This is a genomic window from Hydrogenophaga sp. (assembly GCF_011390835.1).
Taxonomy (GTDB): Bacteria; Pseudomonadota; Gammaproteobacteria; order Burkholderiales; family Burkholderiaceae_C; genus Hydrogenophaga.
Genome location: NZ_JAABRQ010000026.1, coordinates 20897 through 36753, shown reverse-complemented (window position 1 = coordinate 36753; position 15857 = coordinate 20897). Strand labels below are relative to the sequence as shown.

At 64.8% G+C, this 15857-nt stretch carries 16 protein-coding genes; 15 read left to right on the top strand and 1 reads right to left on the bottom strand.

Annotation, left to right across the window (positions count from 1 at the left end):
- Positions 1–21: 21 nt before the first annotated feature.
- The 8 genes from GPT34_RS14550 to GPT34_RS14515 all read left to right on the top strand — a co-directional run bounded on the left by GPT34_RS14550 (position 22) and on the right by GPT34_RS14515 (position 6284).
- Positions 22–1020 (top strand): KpsF/GutQ family sugar-phosphate isomerase, encoded by a 999-nt coding sequence (locus tag GPT34_RS14550; RefSeq protein WP_291013877.1) that lies wholly within the window; start codon positions 22–24, stop codon positions 1018–1020.
- A 127-nt stretch (positions 1021–1147) separates the two neighbouring features.
- Entirely contained in the window at positions 1148–1714 is a 567-nt protein-coding gene (locus GPT34_RS14545; protein WP_291013875.1) for an HAD family hydrolase, read from the top strand.
- The gene (gene lptC / locus GPT34_RS14540; protein ID WP_291013873.1) at positions 1711–2370 is read left to right on the top strand and encodes an LPS export ABC transporter periplasmic protein LptC; all 660 of its coding nucleotides are present in this window, start codon (positions 1711–1713) and stop codon (positions 2368–2370) included. Before GPT34_RS14545 ends, lptC begins: the two co-directional genes overlap by 4 nt.
- A 26-nt stretch (positions 2371–2396) precedes the next feature.
- Complete coding sequence (locus GPT34_RS14535; protein WP_291013870.1) at positions 2397–3182, top strand: SDR family oxidoreductase; 786 nt, start codon at positions 2397–2399, stop codon at positions 3180–3182.
- Positions 3183–3200: 18 nt separating this feature from the next.
- On the top strand, positions 3201–4163 hold the full coding sequence (locus GPT34_RS14530) for a sodium-dependent bicarbonate transport family permease (protein ID WP_291013868.1): 963 nt from the start codon (positions 3201–3203) through the stop codon (positions 4161–4163).
- Between the two features lie 9 nt (positions 4164–4172).
- On the top strand, positions 4173–4475 hold the full coding sequence (locus GPT34_RS14525; RefSeq protein WP_291013867.1) for a transcriptional regulator: 303 nt from the start codon (positions 4173–4175) through the stop codon (positions 4473–4475).
- Positions 4476–4816: 341 nt separating this feature from the next.
- Positions 4817–5014: a hypothetical protein gene (locus GPT34_RS14520; RefSeq protein ID WP_291013865.1), complete on the top strand. Its 198-nt coding sequence runs from the start codon at positions 4817–4819 to the stop codon at positions 5012–5014.
- 7 nt (positions 5015–5021) lie between these two features.
- On the top strand, positions 5022–6284 hold the full coding sequence (locus GPT34_RS14515; protein WP_291013862.1) for an NAD(P)/FAD-dependent oxidoreductase: 1263 nt from the start codon (positions 5022–5024) through the stop codon (positions 6282–6284).
- A 145-nt stretch (positions 6285–6429) separates the two neighbouring features.
- Here the strand turns inward: GPT34_RS14515 and GPT34_RS14510 are convergent, their stop codons facing one another.
- The gene (locus GPT34_RS14510) at positions 6430–6852 is read right to left on the bottom strand and encodes an RNA-binding protein (protein WP_291013860.1); all 423 of its coding nucleotides are present in this window, start codon (positions 6850–6852) and stop codon (positions 6430–6432) included.
- Positions 6853–7259: 407 nt separating this feature from the next.
- Here GPT34_RS14510 and GPT34_RS14505 point away from each other — a divergent pair, with 407 nt between their 5' ends.
- The 7 genes from GPT34_RS14505 (at position 7260) to GPT34_RS14475 (ending at position 15847) form a co-directional block, all read left to right on the top strand.
- On the top strand, positions 7260–8531 hold the full coding sequence (locus GPT34_RS14505; protein WP_291013858.1) for a homoserine O-acetyltransferase: 1272 nt from the start codon (positions 7260–7262) through the stop codon (positions 8529–8531).
- Entirely contained in the window at positions 8524–9105 is a 582-nt protein-coding gene (gene metW / locus GPT34_RS14500) for a methionine biosynthesis protein MetW (protein ID WP_291013856.1), read from the top strand. Before GPT34_RS14505 ends, metW begins: the two co-directional genes overlap by 8 nt.
- A gap of 376 nt (positions 9106–9481) precedes the next feature.
- Positions 9482–10012, top strand: coding sequence for a chemotaxis protein CheW (locus GPT34_RS14495; RefSeq protein WP_291013853.1), 531 nt, complete (start codon positions 9482–9484; stop codon positions 10010–10012).
- Positions 10013–10120: 108 nt separating this feature from the next.
- On the top strand, positions 10121–10576 hold the full coding sequence (locus GPT34_RS14490) for a cache domain-containing protein (RefSeq protein ID WP_291013851.1): 456 nt from the start codon (positions 10121–10123) through the stop codon (positions 10574–10576).
- A 44-nt stretch (positions 10577–10620) separates the two neighbouring features.
- Positions 10621–12402, top strand: coding sequence for a methyl-accepting chemotaxis protein (locus tag GPT34_RS14485; protein WP_291013849.1), 1782 nt, complete (start codon positions 10621–10623; stop codon positions 12400–12402).
- Between the two features lie 56 nt (positions 12403–12458).
- A complete protein-coding gene (locus GPT34_RS14480; protein ID WP_291013845.1) occupies positions 12459–14072 on the top strand; it encodes a PAS domain-containing methyl-accepting chemotaxis protein in 1614 nt (537 codons plus the stop codon).
- A gap of 272 nt (positions 14073–14344) precedes the next feature.
- The gene (locus GPT34_RS14475; protein WP_291013843.1) at positions 14345–15847 is read left to right on the top strand and encodes a M20 family metallopeptidase; all 1503 of its coding nucleotides are present in this window, start codon (positions 14345–14347) and stop codon (positions 15845–15847) included.
- Positions 15848–15857: the final 10 nt, after the last annotated feature.

The following is a 15857-nucleotide window of genomic DNA, read 5'->3' as shown; positions in this document are numbered from 1 at the left end:
TGTGACGTTGATAATCGGTCCATGAGCACACCACCCACTTTCGACACCACGCGTGCGCTGGCCCTGGCCGTCGAAACCCTGCACATCGAGGCCGAGGCACTCAGCCAGATGGCCAGTCGCCTCGACGACCGCTTCGCCCGCGCCGTGGCCCTGGTACTGGCCAGCACCGGGCGCGTGGTGGTCATGGGCATGGGCAAGAGTGGGCACGTGGGCCGCAAGATCGCGGCCACACTGGCTTCCACCGGCAGCCCGGCGATGTTTGTTCATCCGGCCGAGGCCAGCCACGGGGACCTCGGAATGATCACGCCGGCCGACGTAGTGCTGGGCATCAGCAACAGCGGCGAGAGCGAGGAGCTCACCACCTTGCTGCCGCTGATCAAGCGCATGGGCGTGTCGCTGATCGCGCTCACCGGCCGCGCCGACTCCACGCTGGGTCGCCACGCCGACGTGGTGCTCGACGCCTCGGTGGCCAAGGAGGCCTGCCCGCACAACCTCGCCCCCACCGCCAGCACCACAGCGCAGCTTGCCATGGGCGACGCATTGGCAGTGGCCTTGCTCGACGCACGCGGTTTTCGCGCCGACGACTTCGCTCGTTCGCACCCCGGCGGCGCGCTCGGGCGCAAATTGCTGACCCACGTGGCCGACGTGATGCGCAGCGGTGGCGCCGTGCCGCGTGTGCCCCAGGACGCCGACCTGATGAGCCTGATGCGCGAGATCAGTGCCAAGGGGCTCGGTATGAGCGCGGTGGTTGACGCCGACGATCAGGTGCTCGGCATCTTCACCGACGGCGATCTGCGCCGCCTGATCGAGAAGACTGGCAGCAGCGCCGACCTGCGCACCCTGCGTGCGCGCGACGTGATGCACGCCAATCCGCGCACCGTGCGCGCCGAGGCGCTGGCGGTCGAAGCGGCTGACTTGATGGAAGCCAACCGCATCACCAGCGTGCTGGTGGTCGATGAGACCGGGCGCTTGAGCGGAGCGCTCAACAGCAACGATTTGATGCGGGCGAAAGTCATTTGAGTTCCCCACGCCGCTTCGCGTCACCCCCCCAAAGGGGCGGTGCTGGCGGCCGGCAGAGCCTGTTCCGCGGCGCCCTGAGCCAGCATCCCTTCGCTGATCTGCGCACCCTTCCGGTTAGCATCGCGGGATGTCGTCTGACCTTCCCGCCTTGCGCCCAGTGCTGAACTTTCCGCCAGAGCTGTTGCTGCGGGCGCAGCCGGTGCGGGTGGTGTTCTTCGATGTGGACGGAGTGTTGACCGATGGCGGCCTTTATTTCACCGAGTCGGGTGAAACCACGAAGCGCTTCCACACGCTGGATGGCCATGGTTTGAAGCTGCTGCAGCGCGCGGGCATCACGCCCGCGGTGGTCAGCGGCCGCGACTCGGCTGCGCTGCGCGCCCGTCTGAGCGCGCTTGGTGTGACTCAGATCCGCCTCGGCACCGAAGACAAGCGCCCTGCCGCCGAATCCATCCTGGCCGAGCTGGGCCTGGACTGGTCGGCCGCCGCGGCCATGGGCGACGACTGGCCCGATCTGCCCATGCTGCGCCGCGCCGCTTTGCTCTGCGCACCGCCCGGCGCCCACGCCGAGGTGCTGGCGCTGGCGCACTGGGTGACGCCGCGCCTGGCGGGCGCCGGTGCGGTGCGCGATCTGTGCGACCTGTTGCTGGTGGCATGTGGCCGCTACGTGACCGAGCTGGAGGCGGCAGCGAAGTGAGCACCGCACTGCCCGCACCCCCGAGCCTGCCAGCGGGCAACCGCCGCAGCCGCTGGCGACCCGAACGTCTAGTGGACCAGCTCAGCATTTACCTGCCGGTGCTGCTCATGGGCTTGCTGGCCCTGGCTTCCTACTGGTTGCTGCGTGCAACGCCCGGTGTGCCCGAAGCGGCGGCCCCGGTGACCGTGACGAGCGAGCCCGACTACTTCATGCGCCGTTTTTCGGTCAAGGTGTTTGACCCCAGCGGCACCTTGAAAAATGAAGTGTTCGGCAGCGAGGCCCGGCACCGCCCCGACAGCGAAACCTTGGAAATCGATGACGCGCGCATCCGCTCGATCGGCGATGACGGCCTGCTCACCACCGCCACCGCTCAGCGTGTGTTCAGCAACGCCGCGCAGACCGAGTTTTTGCTCGAAGGTGACGCGGTCGTGGTGCGGGAGGCCGGCCGTGCCGCCGATGGCAGCGCCATGCCGCGGCTGGAGTTTCGCGGCGAGCTGCTGCGCGTCTACACCGACCCGCAGCGCCTGGTGTCCGAGCGTCCCGTCACGCTACTGCGGGGCAACGACCGGTTGCAGGGCGACACACTCGACTACCGCGCCGACGACAGTCTGGCTCTACTGCGTGGCCGCGTGAAGGTGCAACTCTCGGCGCGCTGAGATGCCATCCCATGAGCTCACCCCACATGCCTTCTTCCCAGACTCCCTTGGCCTTCATCACCGGTGCCTCTAGCGGCATCGGCCAGGCGCTGGCCGCCCATTACGCCCAGGCGGGCTATCGCCTCGCTCTGGTGGCGCGGCGCACGGCCGAGATGCAGGCCTGGGCGGACGCGCAGGGCCTGGGCGCTGACCGCTGCGCGGTGTATGGCGCCGACGTGGCAGATATCGACAGCATCGTCGCCGCTGGCCAGGCATGCATCGCCGCCCAGGGTCTGCCGGATGTGGTGATTGCCAACGCTGGCGTGAGCATTGGCATGGACACCAGCGAGCGCGAGGATCTGGAGGTGATGGCGCGCACCTTGGCGCTCAACAACACCGGCTTGGCCGCCACCTTCCACCCCTTTGTATCAGCCATGCGCGAGCGCTGCAGCGGCACGCTGGTGGGTATCGCCAGCGTGGCGGCGATCCGCGGCCTGCCGGGCCACGGAGCCTACTGCGCCAGCAAGGCGGCGGTGGTGGCCTATTGCGAGAGCCTGCGCGGTGAGCTGCGTGGCTCTGGCGTGGCGGTGGTGACGCTGCTGCCGGGCTATGTGGACACGCCGCTCACCCGCAAGAACCGCTACAGCATGCCGTTTCTGCTGAGTGCCGAGGTGTTTGCCGCGCGCGCCTTTGACGCCATCCGTGCCCAGACCAGCTACCGTGTGATTCCCTGGCAGATGGGGGTGGTCGTCAAGCTGTTGCGCCTGTTGCCCAACGCCCTGTTCGACCGCCTGCTGGTGGGCCGTGCCCGCAAGCCGCGCCAGTCCTCGTAGCGTTTGGCCTGACTGCCCATGCTCGACGTTGTTGTCCTGTTTTTCCTGCTTGGCCTGTTTGCCCGCCTGGTCAAGAGCGACCTGCGGCTGCCCGAGGCCTTGTACGAGACGCTGTCCATTTATCTGCTGCTGGCCATCGGTCTGAAGGGCGGCATTGAGCTCAGCAAGCAGCCCATGATGGACTTGTTGCCGCAGATGCTGGCCTGCATGGCCCTGGGCTTTGCCATTCCGTTTGCGCTCACGCCTTTGTTGCGGCTGCTCGGCCTCTCGCGGGTGGACGCCGCCTCGCTCGCGGCGCACTACGGTTCAGTCAGCGTGGTGACCTTCGCCGTGGCCAGCGCGTACTTGGTGGCGCAGGGCGAACCGGCCGAGTTGCACGCTGCGCTCTGGGTGGCCATCATGGAAGCGCCCGGCATCATCGCCGGTATTCTGCTTGCCAGGTTGGGTGTTTCGGGCACCGAGGGGCGGCCCGCGCCGCGTGTGGCCTGGGGTGAATTGGCCCACGACGTGTTTCTCGGCAAGTCTGTCCTGCTGCTGGCCGGTGGCCTGCTGATCGGCGCCGTCATGGGAGAGGCTGGCACTGCGCCGATTGCGCCGGTGTTCACCGTCCCGTTCAAGGGTGTGCTGGCGCTGTTTCTACTGGAGTTGGGCCTTGTGGCCGGAGGGCGCCTGGGTGAGCTCAAGCGCTATGGCGTGCGCTTGATTGGCTTCGCGTTGCTGATCCCGCCGGTGCTGGCGCTGGGCGGCGCGCTCACCGGGCTGGCGCTGGGCTTGTCCACTGGTGGCATTGCCCTCTTGGCAACCCTGGCGGCCAGCGCCAGCTACATCGCCGCGCCCACCGCGATGCGCATGGCGGTGCCCGAAGCTAACGCGGCTCTTTCGATCACCGCCGCGCTGGGGCTGACTTTCCCGTTCAATATCGTGCTGGGTGTGCCGCTGTATCTGGGCATCGCACGCTGGCTGCAGCAAGTTTTTTCCTGAGGTTGACCCATGGACAAACACGCACGCAAGATGCTGGTCATCATCACCGAAGCGCTGCTGGAGAAACGGCTCGTCGCCGACAGTTTGCGTCTGGGCGCACAGGGCTACACGGTGCATGACGTGCGAGGAGGCAGCCGGCTCGGCACGCGCGAAGCCCTTTGGGAGGCCGACCGCAGCATCGAAGTCAAGGTGATCTGTACCGCGGAAGTAGCTGACGACATCGCCCGTCACGTGATGACCCAATACGCCCCTCACCACAGCCTGACTGTCTTTTTTTCTGATGTCGAGGTGCTGCGGCCCGGCAAATACTGAAAAGGGCAGTGCGGATGCTGCTTTCTCGCGGCATCCGCAAACCATCCACCGCACGCCGGCCACCATCCGCCCCACCTTTGCCGCATTCCGTGCTGTGCGTCACGCGTTGCCCACTTGACATCGTTGCGGTGTGTTGCAAGATTCGCAACGTTATTCACCCTGTTCCTGGAGCAGTCTTGATGAAAGCAGCACAGCTGAGAAATTTTTCACGATGTGAATTCGGCACTTTGTGCGCTTCATGGCTGGCGGGTCTGCTTATGCTAGTGCCCCTGGATGCAGGCTCACAAACGCTGGCAAGAGATACAGCTTCCTTGCAGGTACAGGTCTGGTCTGCGAGCTGCATGGCCTGTCACGGACCGGAAGGGCGTGCCGAGGGCACAGGACTGACGATTGGCGGCCGGCCGGCGCAGGACTTGCTGGGCAAGCTGCTGGGCTACAAGAGCGGCAAGCTGAAGGCAACCATCATGCACCAGCATGTCAAGGGCTACAGCGATCAGGAACTGGGTCGCATCGCCGAGTACTTCGCATCATTGAAGTGAGCACACCATGATCCAGAGACGTGATTTCCTCAAGGCTGGCCTGTCGGCCGTGTCGGTGGTGGCAGCTCCTCATCTGGGCGCGCAGACTGGTGAACGGGTGGTCATCGTCGGTGGCGGTTTTGGCGGTGCGACTGCAGCCCGCTACCTGCGGCGCTTCAATCCATCGTTCCAGATAACCCTGGTGGAGCCCGCGAGTGATTTCGTGATGTGCCCCATGAGCAATCGTGTCATCCATGGCGGCCTGCAACTGCGTGACATCACACGCCCATACAGCCGTTTTGTCGCCAGCCAGGGACTTCGCTGGGTGCGCGCGCGTGCGGACGGTATCGATCTGGCAGCGCGTGAAGTGCGCGCTGCGGGCGATCGTATTCCATACGACCGCCTGATCGTCGCCCCCGGTGTGGACTACGTGTACGACGGCATCGATGGCCTGCAGACCGCCGACCAGCAAGCCCGTGCACCGCACGCCTGGAAGGCCGGCGAACAGACGCAACAGCTGCGCAACATGTTGCAGGCCCTGCCCGAAAATGGTGTGGTGGCGATGACCGTGCCCAAGGTGCCATACCGCTGCCCCCCAGGTCCCTACGAGCGCGCAAGCCTCATTGGCCACTATCTGGAGACACGCAAGCCCAAGGCCAAGCTCCTGGTGTTTGATGCCAACCCGGAAATCCAGGCCAAGAAGGGACTCTTCGAGGCTGTCTGGAAAAACCGCTACCGTGATCGCATCGAATACGTCCCCAATGCCGATCTCAAGGCCGTGGATGTTTCAACGGGAACGCTGGATTTCGATATACAGGGCAAGGTCAAGGCCAATGTGCTCAACGTCATTCCGCCGCAGCGTGCCGGCTCGATCGCGCGAGCCAGTGGGTTGGCCAATGTGGGTGGTCGCTGGTGCGGTGTGGATTTCCTGAGCTATGAGTCGACCGTTGCCAAGGGCGTGTATGTGCTGGGCGACTCCATTGCAGGTGCACCGGGCATGCCGAAGTCCGGACACATGGCGAACCAGGAGGCCAAGGTCTGTGCCGGAGCCATTGCGGCCGAGTCCCTGGGAATGGCCGTGCCCGCAGACCCCATCATTGCCAATACCTGCTACAGCTTTGTTTCGCAGAGCGAGGTGATCCATGTGGCTGCGGTTTACCGCTACGACGCTGCCAAAAAAATCATGGTAGCTGCACCCGGGGCAGGAGGGCTTTCGTCCGAGCCAAATGTCATGGAGGGACTGTATGCGATGGCCTGGGCCACCAATATCCTCAACGACACGCTGGGCTGAAGGACGGCCGAACCCCTGACCTGTGGATAAGTGAAAGCGGGACTGCAAGCCGACCGCCCAAGAAAAAAGCCCCTTGGCGATGCCACGGGGCTTTTTGTCGCGCGACCCGGGTTTGAAACCAGGACCACGCTGATCGGCTGAAGGATCAGTAGCCGCCGCGGCCACCGCCGCCGCCGCCACCTTCACGACGGCCACCGCCACCGCCGCCACCACCGTAGGGGCTGCGGAAACCACCGTCGCCGCCACCGCCGCCACCAAAGCCGCCGCCGCCGCCACGTGGGCCGCCGAAGCCGCCGCCGCCAGTGCGGGGAGGACGCGCTTCCATCGGACGCGCTTCGTTGACCACCAGGCTGCGACCGCCCAGAGACTGGCCGTTCATGCCTTCGATGGCTGCCTGGGCTTCAGCATCGCTGCCCATTTCGACGAAACCGAAACCTTTGGAACGGCCTGTGTCGCGCTCCATCATGACTTTGGCGCTGCTGACAGAGCCATATTCGCTGAAAGACTGCTGCAGATCTTCGTCGCGCACGGTGTAGGGCAGGTTGCCCACGTACAGTTTGTTGCCCATGGTTGGGACTCCTAATAACACTGAGAAAAATAGCGATGGAGCCCCGTTAGCAAACAAACCTGTAGCACGCGAAACCAGCCGATCACTTGTCATGCGAGGTTTTCAGACGCTCGCGGAGTCATTATGCGCGCAATGCCGCGTGGACAGTAACTATTTTTCGCGACTCGAGCCCGCCCGTCGGGCCGATGCGCCACGGAAACAGCGGGGTCCTGCGGTCAATCGGGGCGGTTTAGGCGTCTGGAGATGCGGTTTCTCTGGGCGGCAGGCTGAACATATACTGTTAACCAGCGCCGATTTGTCCGGATTGCGGGCGCTCTACAAGTACCGCTAAAGGGGGGACTCCCGGTCTCGCACCTTGCGGCACCGGGATTTTGTTTTTTTAGCGTGGCCTGTCTGGCCCGAAGTGAATGCCCTTGATCGTCGCGCCCCAAACGCACCGCTTCTCCGAGCCGCTGCTGCTGCAGAGCGGGGCGGTGCTGCCTGCTTACGAGCTGGTGGTCGAGACCTACGGCACGCTCAACTTAGAGCGTTCCAACGCGGTGCTGGTCTGCCACGCCTTGAACGCCTCACACCACGTGGCCGGTCTTCACGCCGACGCGTCGGGCCAGCCGGTGCCGCGCAGCGAGGGCTGGTGGGACAACCTGATCGGACCCGGCAAGCCCCTGGACACCCGCCGCTTCTTTGTCATCTCCGTCAACAACCTGGGCTCCTGCTTCGGCTCCACAGGACCGACCCACATCAACCCTGCCACCGGCCAGCCCTGGGGTGCCGACTTTCCGGTGGTGACGGTGGAGGACTGGGTCAATGCCCAGGCCCGACTGCTGGACACCATGGGCATCACCACCCTGGCGGCCGTGATTGGCGGCAGCCTCGGCGGCATGCAGACCCTGAGCTGGACCCTGCAATACCCCGAGCGCGTGCGCCACGCCGTCGTGGTGGCCAGCGCACCCAACCTCACGGCTGAAAACATCGCTTTCAACGAAGTGGCGAGACGCGCCATCGTGACCGACCCTGATTTTCACGGTGGGCACTACCTGCGCGAAGGCACCCTGCCCCGCCGCGGCCTGCGCATCGCCCGCATGATCGGTCACATCACCTACCTGAGCGACGACGTGATGAACGAGAAGTTTGGGCGCCAGCTCAGGCCAGCCGACCTGATGTCCGCAGCCAGCCAAGCTGAGGCCGGCACCGCTGCCGGGTCTTCCCCAGCCAAACTCGCCGATCCCGATCGAGCCGCTATCCCCGCAGCGGCGCCGCGTGAGGGGTACCGTTACACCACCCAGGATGTCGAATTCCAGATCGAGAGCTACCTGCGTTACCAGGGTGACAAGTTCAGCGAGTACTTCGACGCCAACACCTACCTGCTGATCACTCGCGCGCTCGACTACTTCGACCCCGCACGAGAGCACGGCGGCAGCCTGAGCGCTGCCCTGGCGCGCGCCACTGCCAAGTTCTTGCTCCTCAGCTTCACCACCGACTGGCGCTTTTCCCCCGCGCGCAGCCGCGAGATTGTCAAGGCCCTGCTGGAAAACCGGCGCCAGGTCAGCTACGCCGAGATCGATGCACCGCACGGGCACGACGCCTTCTTGCTCGACGACCCGCGCTACCACCAGGCGGTGCGCGCCTATTTCGAGCACACGGTGGCCGCGTCGCTCAGTCTGGAGGTCACTCATGGCTGAATCGCAGGCGCTGGAATCGATCGCGCGGCTGGTGCCGCCGGGCTCACGCGTGCTCGATCTCGGGTGCGGTGACGGTGCGCTCATGGCCCACCTGCAGTCCGCCCGCGGCTGCACAGGATACGGGGTCGAGATCGACGACGCCAAGGTGCTGGCTTGCCTGAAGCGGGGCGTGAGTGTGTTGCAACTCAACCTGGAAGACGGGTTGGCGGTGTTCGAAGACGAATCGTTCGACGTCGTGCTGCAGATCGACACGCTTCAACACCTGCGGAACGCCGAGACTATGTTGCGCGAAACCGCGCGTGTGGGCCGCACTGGCGTGGTCGCTTTTCCCAACTTCGCGCACTGGCCCAACCGACTCGATGTGATGCTGGGCCGCATGCCGGTCACCAAGCGCCTGCCTTACCAGTGGTACGACACGCCCAACATCCGCGTGGGGACACACGCCGACTTCAAGGTGCTGGCGCGCAGCTGTGGCTTGCACATCGAAGACAGTTTTGGACTGCACGAAGGCCGGCTCATCCGTGCCTGGCCCAATCTGCGCGCCAGCACCGCGGTGTTCAAGTTCAGCAACTAGGGACGCTGCGCGCCACCCTTGCTGGGGATGCCTCCAGCGTGAAGGCGGCGAAGCTGCATTCAGCGTCCAGCGCCTTTTCCGACGGCAACCACTTGGTGGCAGCCCTGAGCGGCTGACTCAAGTGGCATGGCCGCGCGCCTGCCCTGTTCCATCCGGATCGAATTTGAGCCACTCAGGCGCAGCGGCTGTTGCGCCCGGCGCCAGCGCGCAGAAGTTCACAGCTGCTGCGTCGGCCAGCGCCGAATGAATACCTTGGCATGCCAGCACCAGCGCTTGCCAGGAATGACGGGTATTTGGTGACCTTTTTATGCCTTCAGGTGGGCCCATCCCGGTCGATAGTCCTTGCACCCCCGACATTTTGCAAGGACTTCACCCCATGAACACGTTCAACCCGGGTCAGCAGCAGGCCCGCCAAGACAGTGCGCGCAGCGCAGCCGCTGCGCAAGGCGCCAACGCCGAGTTCCTCACTTTTCGTCTGGGCGCAGAAGAATACGGCATCGACATCCTGCGCGTGCAGGAAATCCGTTCCTACGAAGAGCCCACCCGCATCGCCAACGCACCCAGCTTTATCAAGGGCGTGGTCAACCTGCGCGGTGTGATCGTGCCAGTGGTGGACCTGCGCATCAAGCTCAACTGCGCCACGGTCGAATACAACGGCTTCACGGTGGTGATCGTGCTCAACGTGCACGACCGCGTGGTCGGTGCGGTGGTGGACTCAGTGTCTGACGTGCTCGCGCTTAGCCAGGGCCTGATCAAGCCCGCACCCGAGATGAACGGCTCGGTGGACGCCAGCTTCATCACCGGCATCGCCAGCGTGGGCGAACGCATGCTCATCCTGATGGACATCGAAGCCCTCATGAGCAGCGAAGACATGGGCCTCATGGATTCCGGCACCCCGCTTCAGTAATCGGACATCTCCGTCCGTGTTCTCCGCCCGACATTCCCTGCATCCAACCTGCGCTTGCAGGGAGTGGTCGAGGCTCTTGTACCCCCACCCAACTCCAAGGAGTCTGTCATGAAATCTCATTTCCTCAGCCGTCTGCTGCTGGCTTCCCTCGTCTCTGTTGTCAGCGCCCATGCCATGGCTGCGGCCACTGCAGACGACGCCACCGACATGGTCAAGAAGGGCGTGTCCTTTATCAAAGCCAATGGTGGCGAGAAGGGTCATGCCGAAATCAGCAACAAGGAAGGCCAGTTCCGCAAAGACGATCTGTACCTGGTTGTCTACGGCCTGGACGGCACGGTGCGCGCTCACGGTGCCAACCAAAAAATGGTTGGCAAGAACCTGATTGAGCTCAAGGACATCGACGGAAAGCCCTTCGTGAAAGAGCGCGTCGAGCTGGCTAAAGCCAAGGGCACGTTCTGGCAGGACTACAAGTTCACCAACCCGGTGACCAAGAAGATCGAACCTAAATCCATGTACTGCGAAAAACTGGATGACGCCGTAGTCTGCGGCGGCATCTACAAGTAATCAACCAGCGCTGGACGCTCCAGCCCTGCTCGCAAGGAATCACCATGAAACTGAGCCACAAGCTCATTCTCGCACCCGTTCTCATCGCCACCCTGGCCCTGGCTGCTGGTCAGCTCGATGCCTTGCTGTTGACCCAGGCCCGAGAACAAATGGTGGTGCGTGCCGAGGCAGACGCTGAGCGGCAGCGCACTCTGACCGGTGCCCGCGAGCAGGTCGGCGATCTCAACATTGAGGTCTACAGGTTGATGACCATCATCGGGTCGGTAGACGACGGCCAGCTCACCGAAATGCGCAAGCAATTTGGTGAGCGAACCGAAAAGATTCAGAGCGCACTGACCAGCCTTGCCGCAAATCCGGAGGTGGATGTCACCTTGCGCACCGAGGTTAAGCAGGCGCAACAGAACCTGGCCGATTTCGCTAAGAAAACCGACTCGGCGCTCGATCTCGCGTCGGTGGATCCCAACACGGGCGTTGCAGCGATGCAAGGTGCTGACGAGGCCTTCAAAGGCCTGGCGCTCGCGCTGCGCAGCGCCACCGAAAAGTCCACTGAGCAGGCCGATCGGCTCTCGCTTGAGGCCGAATCCAAGGCCAGACAAATGCACTGGCTGCTCGCATTGATTTCTTTGACGGTTGCGGTGGTGGTGGTGAGCCTGGTCTGGCGGATGATGCGCAAGGTGGCCGATGCGCTGACCGACGCTTCCCGCATTGCCCATGAGGTGGCCGGTGGCAACCTCAGCGTGGTGGTGACCACCCACCGGAAGGACGAGATCGGTGATCTGATTCGTGCGCTGGCCGAGATGAAGTCCTCGCTGGTGAGCACAGTGACCCAGGTGCGCAGCGCGACGGACGGCATCAACACCGCCTCGGCTGAGATTGCCTCGGGCAACCAGGACCTGAGTTCGCGCACCGAGCAGGCCGCGAGCAACCTGGAGGAGACTGCTGCGAGCATGGAGCAGCTCACCGCCACCGTGCGCCAGAGCGCGGACTCGGCACGCCAGGCCAACCAGCTCGCCTCCTCTGCTTCGGAGATTGCCGTGCGAGGCGGTCAGGTGGTGGGCCAGGTGGTCACGACCATGGACGAGATCAACCAAAGCAGCAAGAAGATCAGCGACATCATCAGCGTGATTGACGGCATCGCCTTCCAGACCAACATCCTGGCCCTGAACGCAGCGGTGGAAGCCGCCCGTGCTGGTGAGCAGGGCCGGGGCTTTGCGGTGGTCGCTGGGGAGGTGAGAAACCTGGCCCAGCGCAGCGCCGAGGCGGCCAAAGAGATCAAGACCCTGATCGGCAACAGCGTGGACCGGGTGGAGAACGGCTCGCGCCTGGTGGCTGAGGCGGGCCAGACGATGAACGAGATCGTGGGCTCGGTGCAGCGCGTCTCCGACATCATTGGCGAGATCACGGCGGCCTCGGGGGAGCAGAGCGATGGCATCAGCCAGGTGAACACGGCGGTGAACCAGCTCGACCAGATGACGCAGCAAAACGCTGCGCTGGTGGAGGAGAGTGCGGCGGCGGCCGAGAGCCTGAAGGATCAGGCCACGCGACTGGCCCAGGTGGTGCAGGTGTTCCGCCTCGATGGCGCGATGGCAGCGGCCTTGCCAGCCCCCGCATCGGCCACACCAGCGCAGCGTGCGCTGCCGGCCAGGGCCATCGCGTCAGCCATAACGCCCGCCCGCTCGACCGCGGTCGCCGCAACCCAGAAGGCGCCAGCCCTGCCGCGTCCTGCGCCGCCCAAGAAGGCGCCCGAACCCCTTCGATCGCCAGCAGCCAAGTCCACCACCACCGCTGCTGCGGGCGGTGACGACGGCGACTGGGAAAGCTTCTGACACAGCGCATTTCAGCCCGCCCCCCATCGATACACAGCTCAACCTAAAGGTTTGCGATGCGCAACAATCAACCCGTCTCTCAGCGCGAGTTTCCCTTTCCGCCCGAGCAGACGCTGGTGTCTGTGACCGATCTCAAGGGCCGCATTGTCTACTGCAACCCATCGTTTATCGCAGTGAGCGGGTTCACCCGCGAAGAGCTTATGGGGCAGCCGCACAACCTGGTGCGCCACCCTGACATGCCAGCCGAGGCGTTCCGCGACATGTGGGACACGCTGGCGACTGGCAAACCCTGGTCAGGCCTGGTGAAGAACCGGCGCAAGAATGGCGATCACTACTGGGTGATGGCGAACGCGACGCCCATCGAGCGCGAAGGCAAGGCCGTGGGTTTCCTTTCCGTGCGGATGGCGCCCGATCGTGAGGGCATCGCTCGGATAGAACCGGTGTATGCCCGCATGCGTGAGCAGGCCGAGTCTGGCCGGGCCACGCTGGGCCTGCGCCACGGGCAGGTGGTGAACCGCAGCCTTTCCGGCAGGGTCGTTGGTGGGCTCAAGCACTTCTGGGCCCGCACGGGCTGGGGTAGTCTCGGCCTGGCCCTGGCGATCGGTCTGGTGGCCGAGCTGGCCACGCTGGTGCCTGAGACGGTGTGGATGGGCGCTGCGCTGGTGCTGGGGCTGGCTGGCCAATGGATGATTCGCCGCCATGCCGACAAGCTGATCGCGCCAGTGCTGGAAGATGCCATGTTGATGGCCGCTGGCGACCTTACCCACGATGTTCGCACTGGTGCTGAAGGTATGACGGGTGAATTGCAGCACGTCATGCGCCAGCTCTCGGTCAACCTGCGCACCGTGATCGGCGATATCCGTGCCGAAACGGAGCAGCTGCGCGTGGCCGTGACCGAGATTGCCAACGGCAACCAGGATCTGTCGAACCGCACCGAGGCACAGGCCAGCAACCTGGAGCAGACGGCGGCCTCAATGGAGCAGATCAATGGCACCGTGAAGCAGACCGCCGACTCGGCCCAGCAAGGCGTTCGTTTGGCTGACCAGGCTTCCGGTGTGGCCAAGCACAGCCATGAAGCGGTTCAGGGGGTGGTGCAAGCCATGGGCGGTATCGCCGAGTCGTCCAAACGCATCGGCGAGATCATTCACGTGATCGAGGGTGTGGCCTTCCAGACCAACATCCTCGCGCTTAACGCGGCGGTGGAAGCGGCCCGTGCCGGAGAACAGGGAAGAGGCTTTGCGGTGGTGGCCTCGGAGGTGCGGGCGCTGGCGCAGCGCACCACCGGAGCGGCCAAGGAGATCCGGCAGTTGATCGCCGAGTCGGCCGATCGCGTGGCCAGTGGCGGCGCGCAAACTGAGCGGGCACAGGAGCGCATGCAGCAGGTGCTGGACTCGGTGGGCCAGGTCAGTGCGTTGCTGGGAGAGGTCAGCAGCGCGGCACATGAGCAGCAGGTGGGGTTGTCTCAGGTCAACAGCGCGGTGGCCGACATGGACGGCATCACCCAGCAGAACGCCGCCATGGTGGAAGAACTGGCGGCCACCGCGCACTCACTCACGGGTCAGGTCACCAGCGTGAAGGACGCGCTCAACCTGTTCCGCTTGCGCGCCAGCGACCGATCGGTTGCAGAAACCAACGCGGTCGACTTGCGCCGGGAAGCCAAGGGCGTTTGAGCGACGTGGCCTGAGCTGGCCCGGTTCGCCGGGGGGTTCAGCGGCTGGCGCCGCAAAGCCAGCAGAACAGCGGGGCATCGATGCCCCGCTGTCGCGTCTGCACCCCCGCCTTGAGGGTATGGGCAACCGCGGCTCAGGGTACGCGCACGGGATGGGCGTGGAAAGATGCACAGACAGCTGCGGTGCGCGTGTTGTCACGCGCTCACGGTGCCCCCGGCGTCCCTATACTGCGCTGAACAGGCGTGCACAGGTGTGCGCCGCCACTTCGTACCATGAACGCCCGCCTGCCTTCAGCCGCTCTCCCGCTCGATCCCAACGCCTTGCAAGCAGACGTGGATCACGCCTGGACTGAGCGCATCGTGCCCGAGCTGCTGCGTTACATCGAGGTGCCCGCCAAGTCGCCTGCGTTTGATCCCGACTGGTCCGGCCACGGCCTGCTCGATCGGGTGGTGCAAAGTGCCGCCGACTGGGTGAAGGCCCAGCAGGTGCCGGGCCTGACGCTGGAGGTGATCCGCCTCAAAGATGCGCATGGCAACGCCCGCACGCCGGTGCTGTTTTTTGAAGTGCCCGCCAGCGCAGGCCGAGACGGCACCCCGGCACCCGCTTCCGGCCAGACCGTGCTGATGTACGGACATCTCGACAAGCAACCCGAATTCACGGGTTGGCGCAGCGACCTCGGCCCCTGGACCCCCAAGATCGACGACGGCAAGCTCTACGGGCGAGGCGGTGCCGATGATGGCTACGCGGTCTACGCCAGCATCGCCGCCATCCGGGCCATCCAGGCGCAAGGCGTGGCCCATCCCCGCATCGTGGGCCTGGTCGAGACCTGCGAGGAAAGTGGATCAGGCGACCTGCTGCCCTATGTGGATGCGCTGCGCGAGCGCCTGGGTGATGTGGGGCTGGTGATCTGTCTGGACAGCGGCGCTGGCAACTACGACCAGCTCTGGCTCACCACCAGCCTGCGTGGCATGGTCAGTGGCGTGCTGAAAGTGGAAGTGCTGACCGAAGGCATCCACTCGGGCGACGCCTCGGGCCTGGTGCCGTCGAGTTTCCGCATCCTGCGTCATGTGCTCGATCGGCTGGAAGACAGCGCCACCGGCCGCCTGCTGCCAGCCAGTTTCCACTGCGAAGTGCCGTCCGAGCGCGTGACCCAGGCTCAGGCGACGGCGGCCATCCTTGGCGAAGAAATCTACAAACGTTTTCCCTGGGCGCATTACGACTGCGGTGGCTCCACCGCGTTTGCCCTGCCCACCACCACCGACCCGGTGGAGGCCCTGCTCAACCGCACCTGGCGGCCCACGCTGTCGGTGACCGGAGTCGACGGGTTTCCCGAGCTGCGCAACGCGGGCAACGTGCTGCGGCCTTACACCGCGTTCAAGCTCAGCCTGCGCCTGCCGCCACTGGTGGACGCCGCCGCTGCGGTGCAGGAGCTCAAGACCCTGTTGGAAGACAACGCGCCTTACCAGGCCAAAGTGACCTTTGAAGGCGGGGGCGGCGCCACCGGCTGGAACGCACCGAGCACCACGCCGTGGTTCGAGCAGGCCTTGCAGGACGCTTCGCAGGCGCATTTCGGCGCCGGCTGCGGCACCATAGGCCAGGGCGGCACCATCCCGCTCATGAACATGCTCGGCCAGGGTTTCCCGAAGGCCCAGATGATGGTTTGCGGCGTGCTCGGCCCCAAGAGCAACGCGCATGGCCCCAATGAGTTCCTGCATCTGGACTACGCGCGCCGCCTGACCGCCTCGGTGGCGCAGGTCATCGCACGCATGCCCTGAGCCCGGGTCG

Coding starts and splice junctions, on each gene's coding strand:
- GPT34_RS14485 (WP_291013849.1), top strand. CDS start 10,621: ATGAAACTGAGCCACAAGCTCATTCTCGCACCCGTTCTCATCGCCACC.
- GPT34_RS14490 (WP_291013851.1), top strand. CDS start 10,121: ATGAAATCTCATTTCCTCAGCCGTCTGCTGCTGGCTTCCCTCGTCTCT.
- GPT34_RS14550 (WP_291013877.1), top strand. CDS start 22: ATGAGCACACCACCCACTTTCGACACCACGCGTGCGCTGGCCCTGGCC.
- GPT34_RS14505 (WP_291013858.1), top strand. CDS start 7,260: ATGCCCTTGATCGTCGCGCCCCAAACGCACCGCTTCTCCGAGCCGCTG.
- GPT34_RS14495 (WP_291013853.1), top strand. CDS start 9,482: ATGAACACGTTCAACCCGGGTCAGCAGCAGGCCCGCCAAGACAGTGCG.
- GPT34_RS14510 (WP_291013860.1), bottom strand. CDS start 6,852: ATGGGCAACAAACTGTACGTGGGCAACCTGCCCTACACCGTGCGCGAC.
- GPT34_RS14520 (WP_291013865.1), top strand. CDS start 4,817: ATGGCCTGTCACGGACCGGAAGGGCGTGCCGAGGGCACAGGACTGACG.
- GPT34_RS14530 (WP_291013868.1), top strand. CDS start 3,201: ATGCTCGACGTTGTTGTCCTGTTTTTCCTGCTTGGCCTGTTTGCCCGC.
- GPT34_RS14480 (WP_291013845.1), top strand. CDS start 12,459: ATGCGCAACAATCAACCCGTCTCTCAGCGCGAGTTTCCCTTTCCGCCC.
- metW (WP_291013856.1), top strand. CDS start 8,524: ATGGCTGAATCGCAGGCGCTGGAATCGATCGCGCGGCTGGTGCCGCCG.
- GPT34_RS14475 (WP_291013843.1), top strand. CDS start 14,345: ATGAACGCCCGCCTGCCTTCAGCCGCTCTCCCGCTCGATCCCAACGCC.
- GPT34_RS14545 (WP_291013875.1), top strand. CDS start 1,148: ATGTCGTCTGACCTTCCCGCCTTGCGCCCAGTGCTGAACTTTCCGCCA.
- GPT34_RS14535 (WP_291013870.1), top strand. CDS start 2,397: ATGCCTTCTTCCCAGACTCCCTTGGCCTTCATCACCGGTGCCTCTAGC.
- GPT34_RS14515 (WP_291013862.1), top strand. CDS start 5,022: ATGATCCAGAGACGTGATTTCCTCAAGGCTGGCCTGTCGGCCGTGTCG.
- GPT34_RS14525 (WP_291013867.1), top strand. CDS start 4,173: ATGGACAAACACGCACGCAAGATGCTGGTCATCATCACCGAAGCGCTG.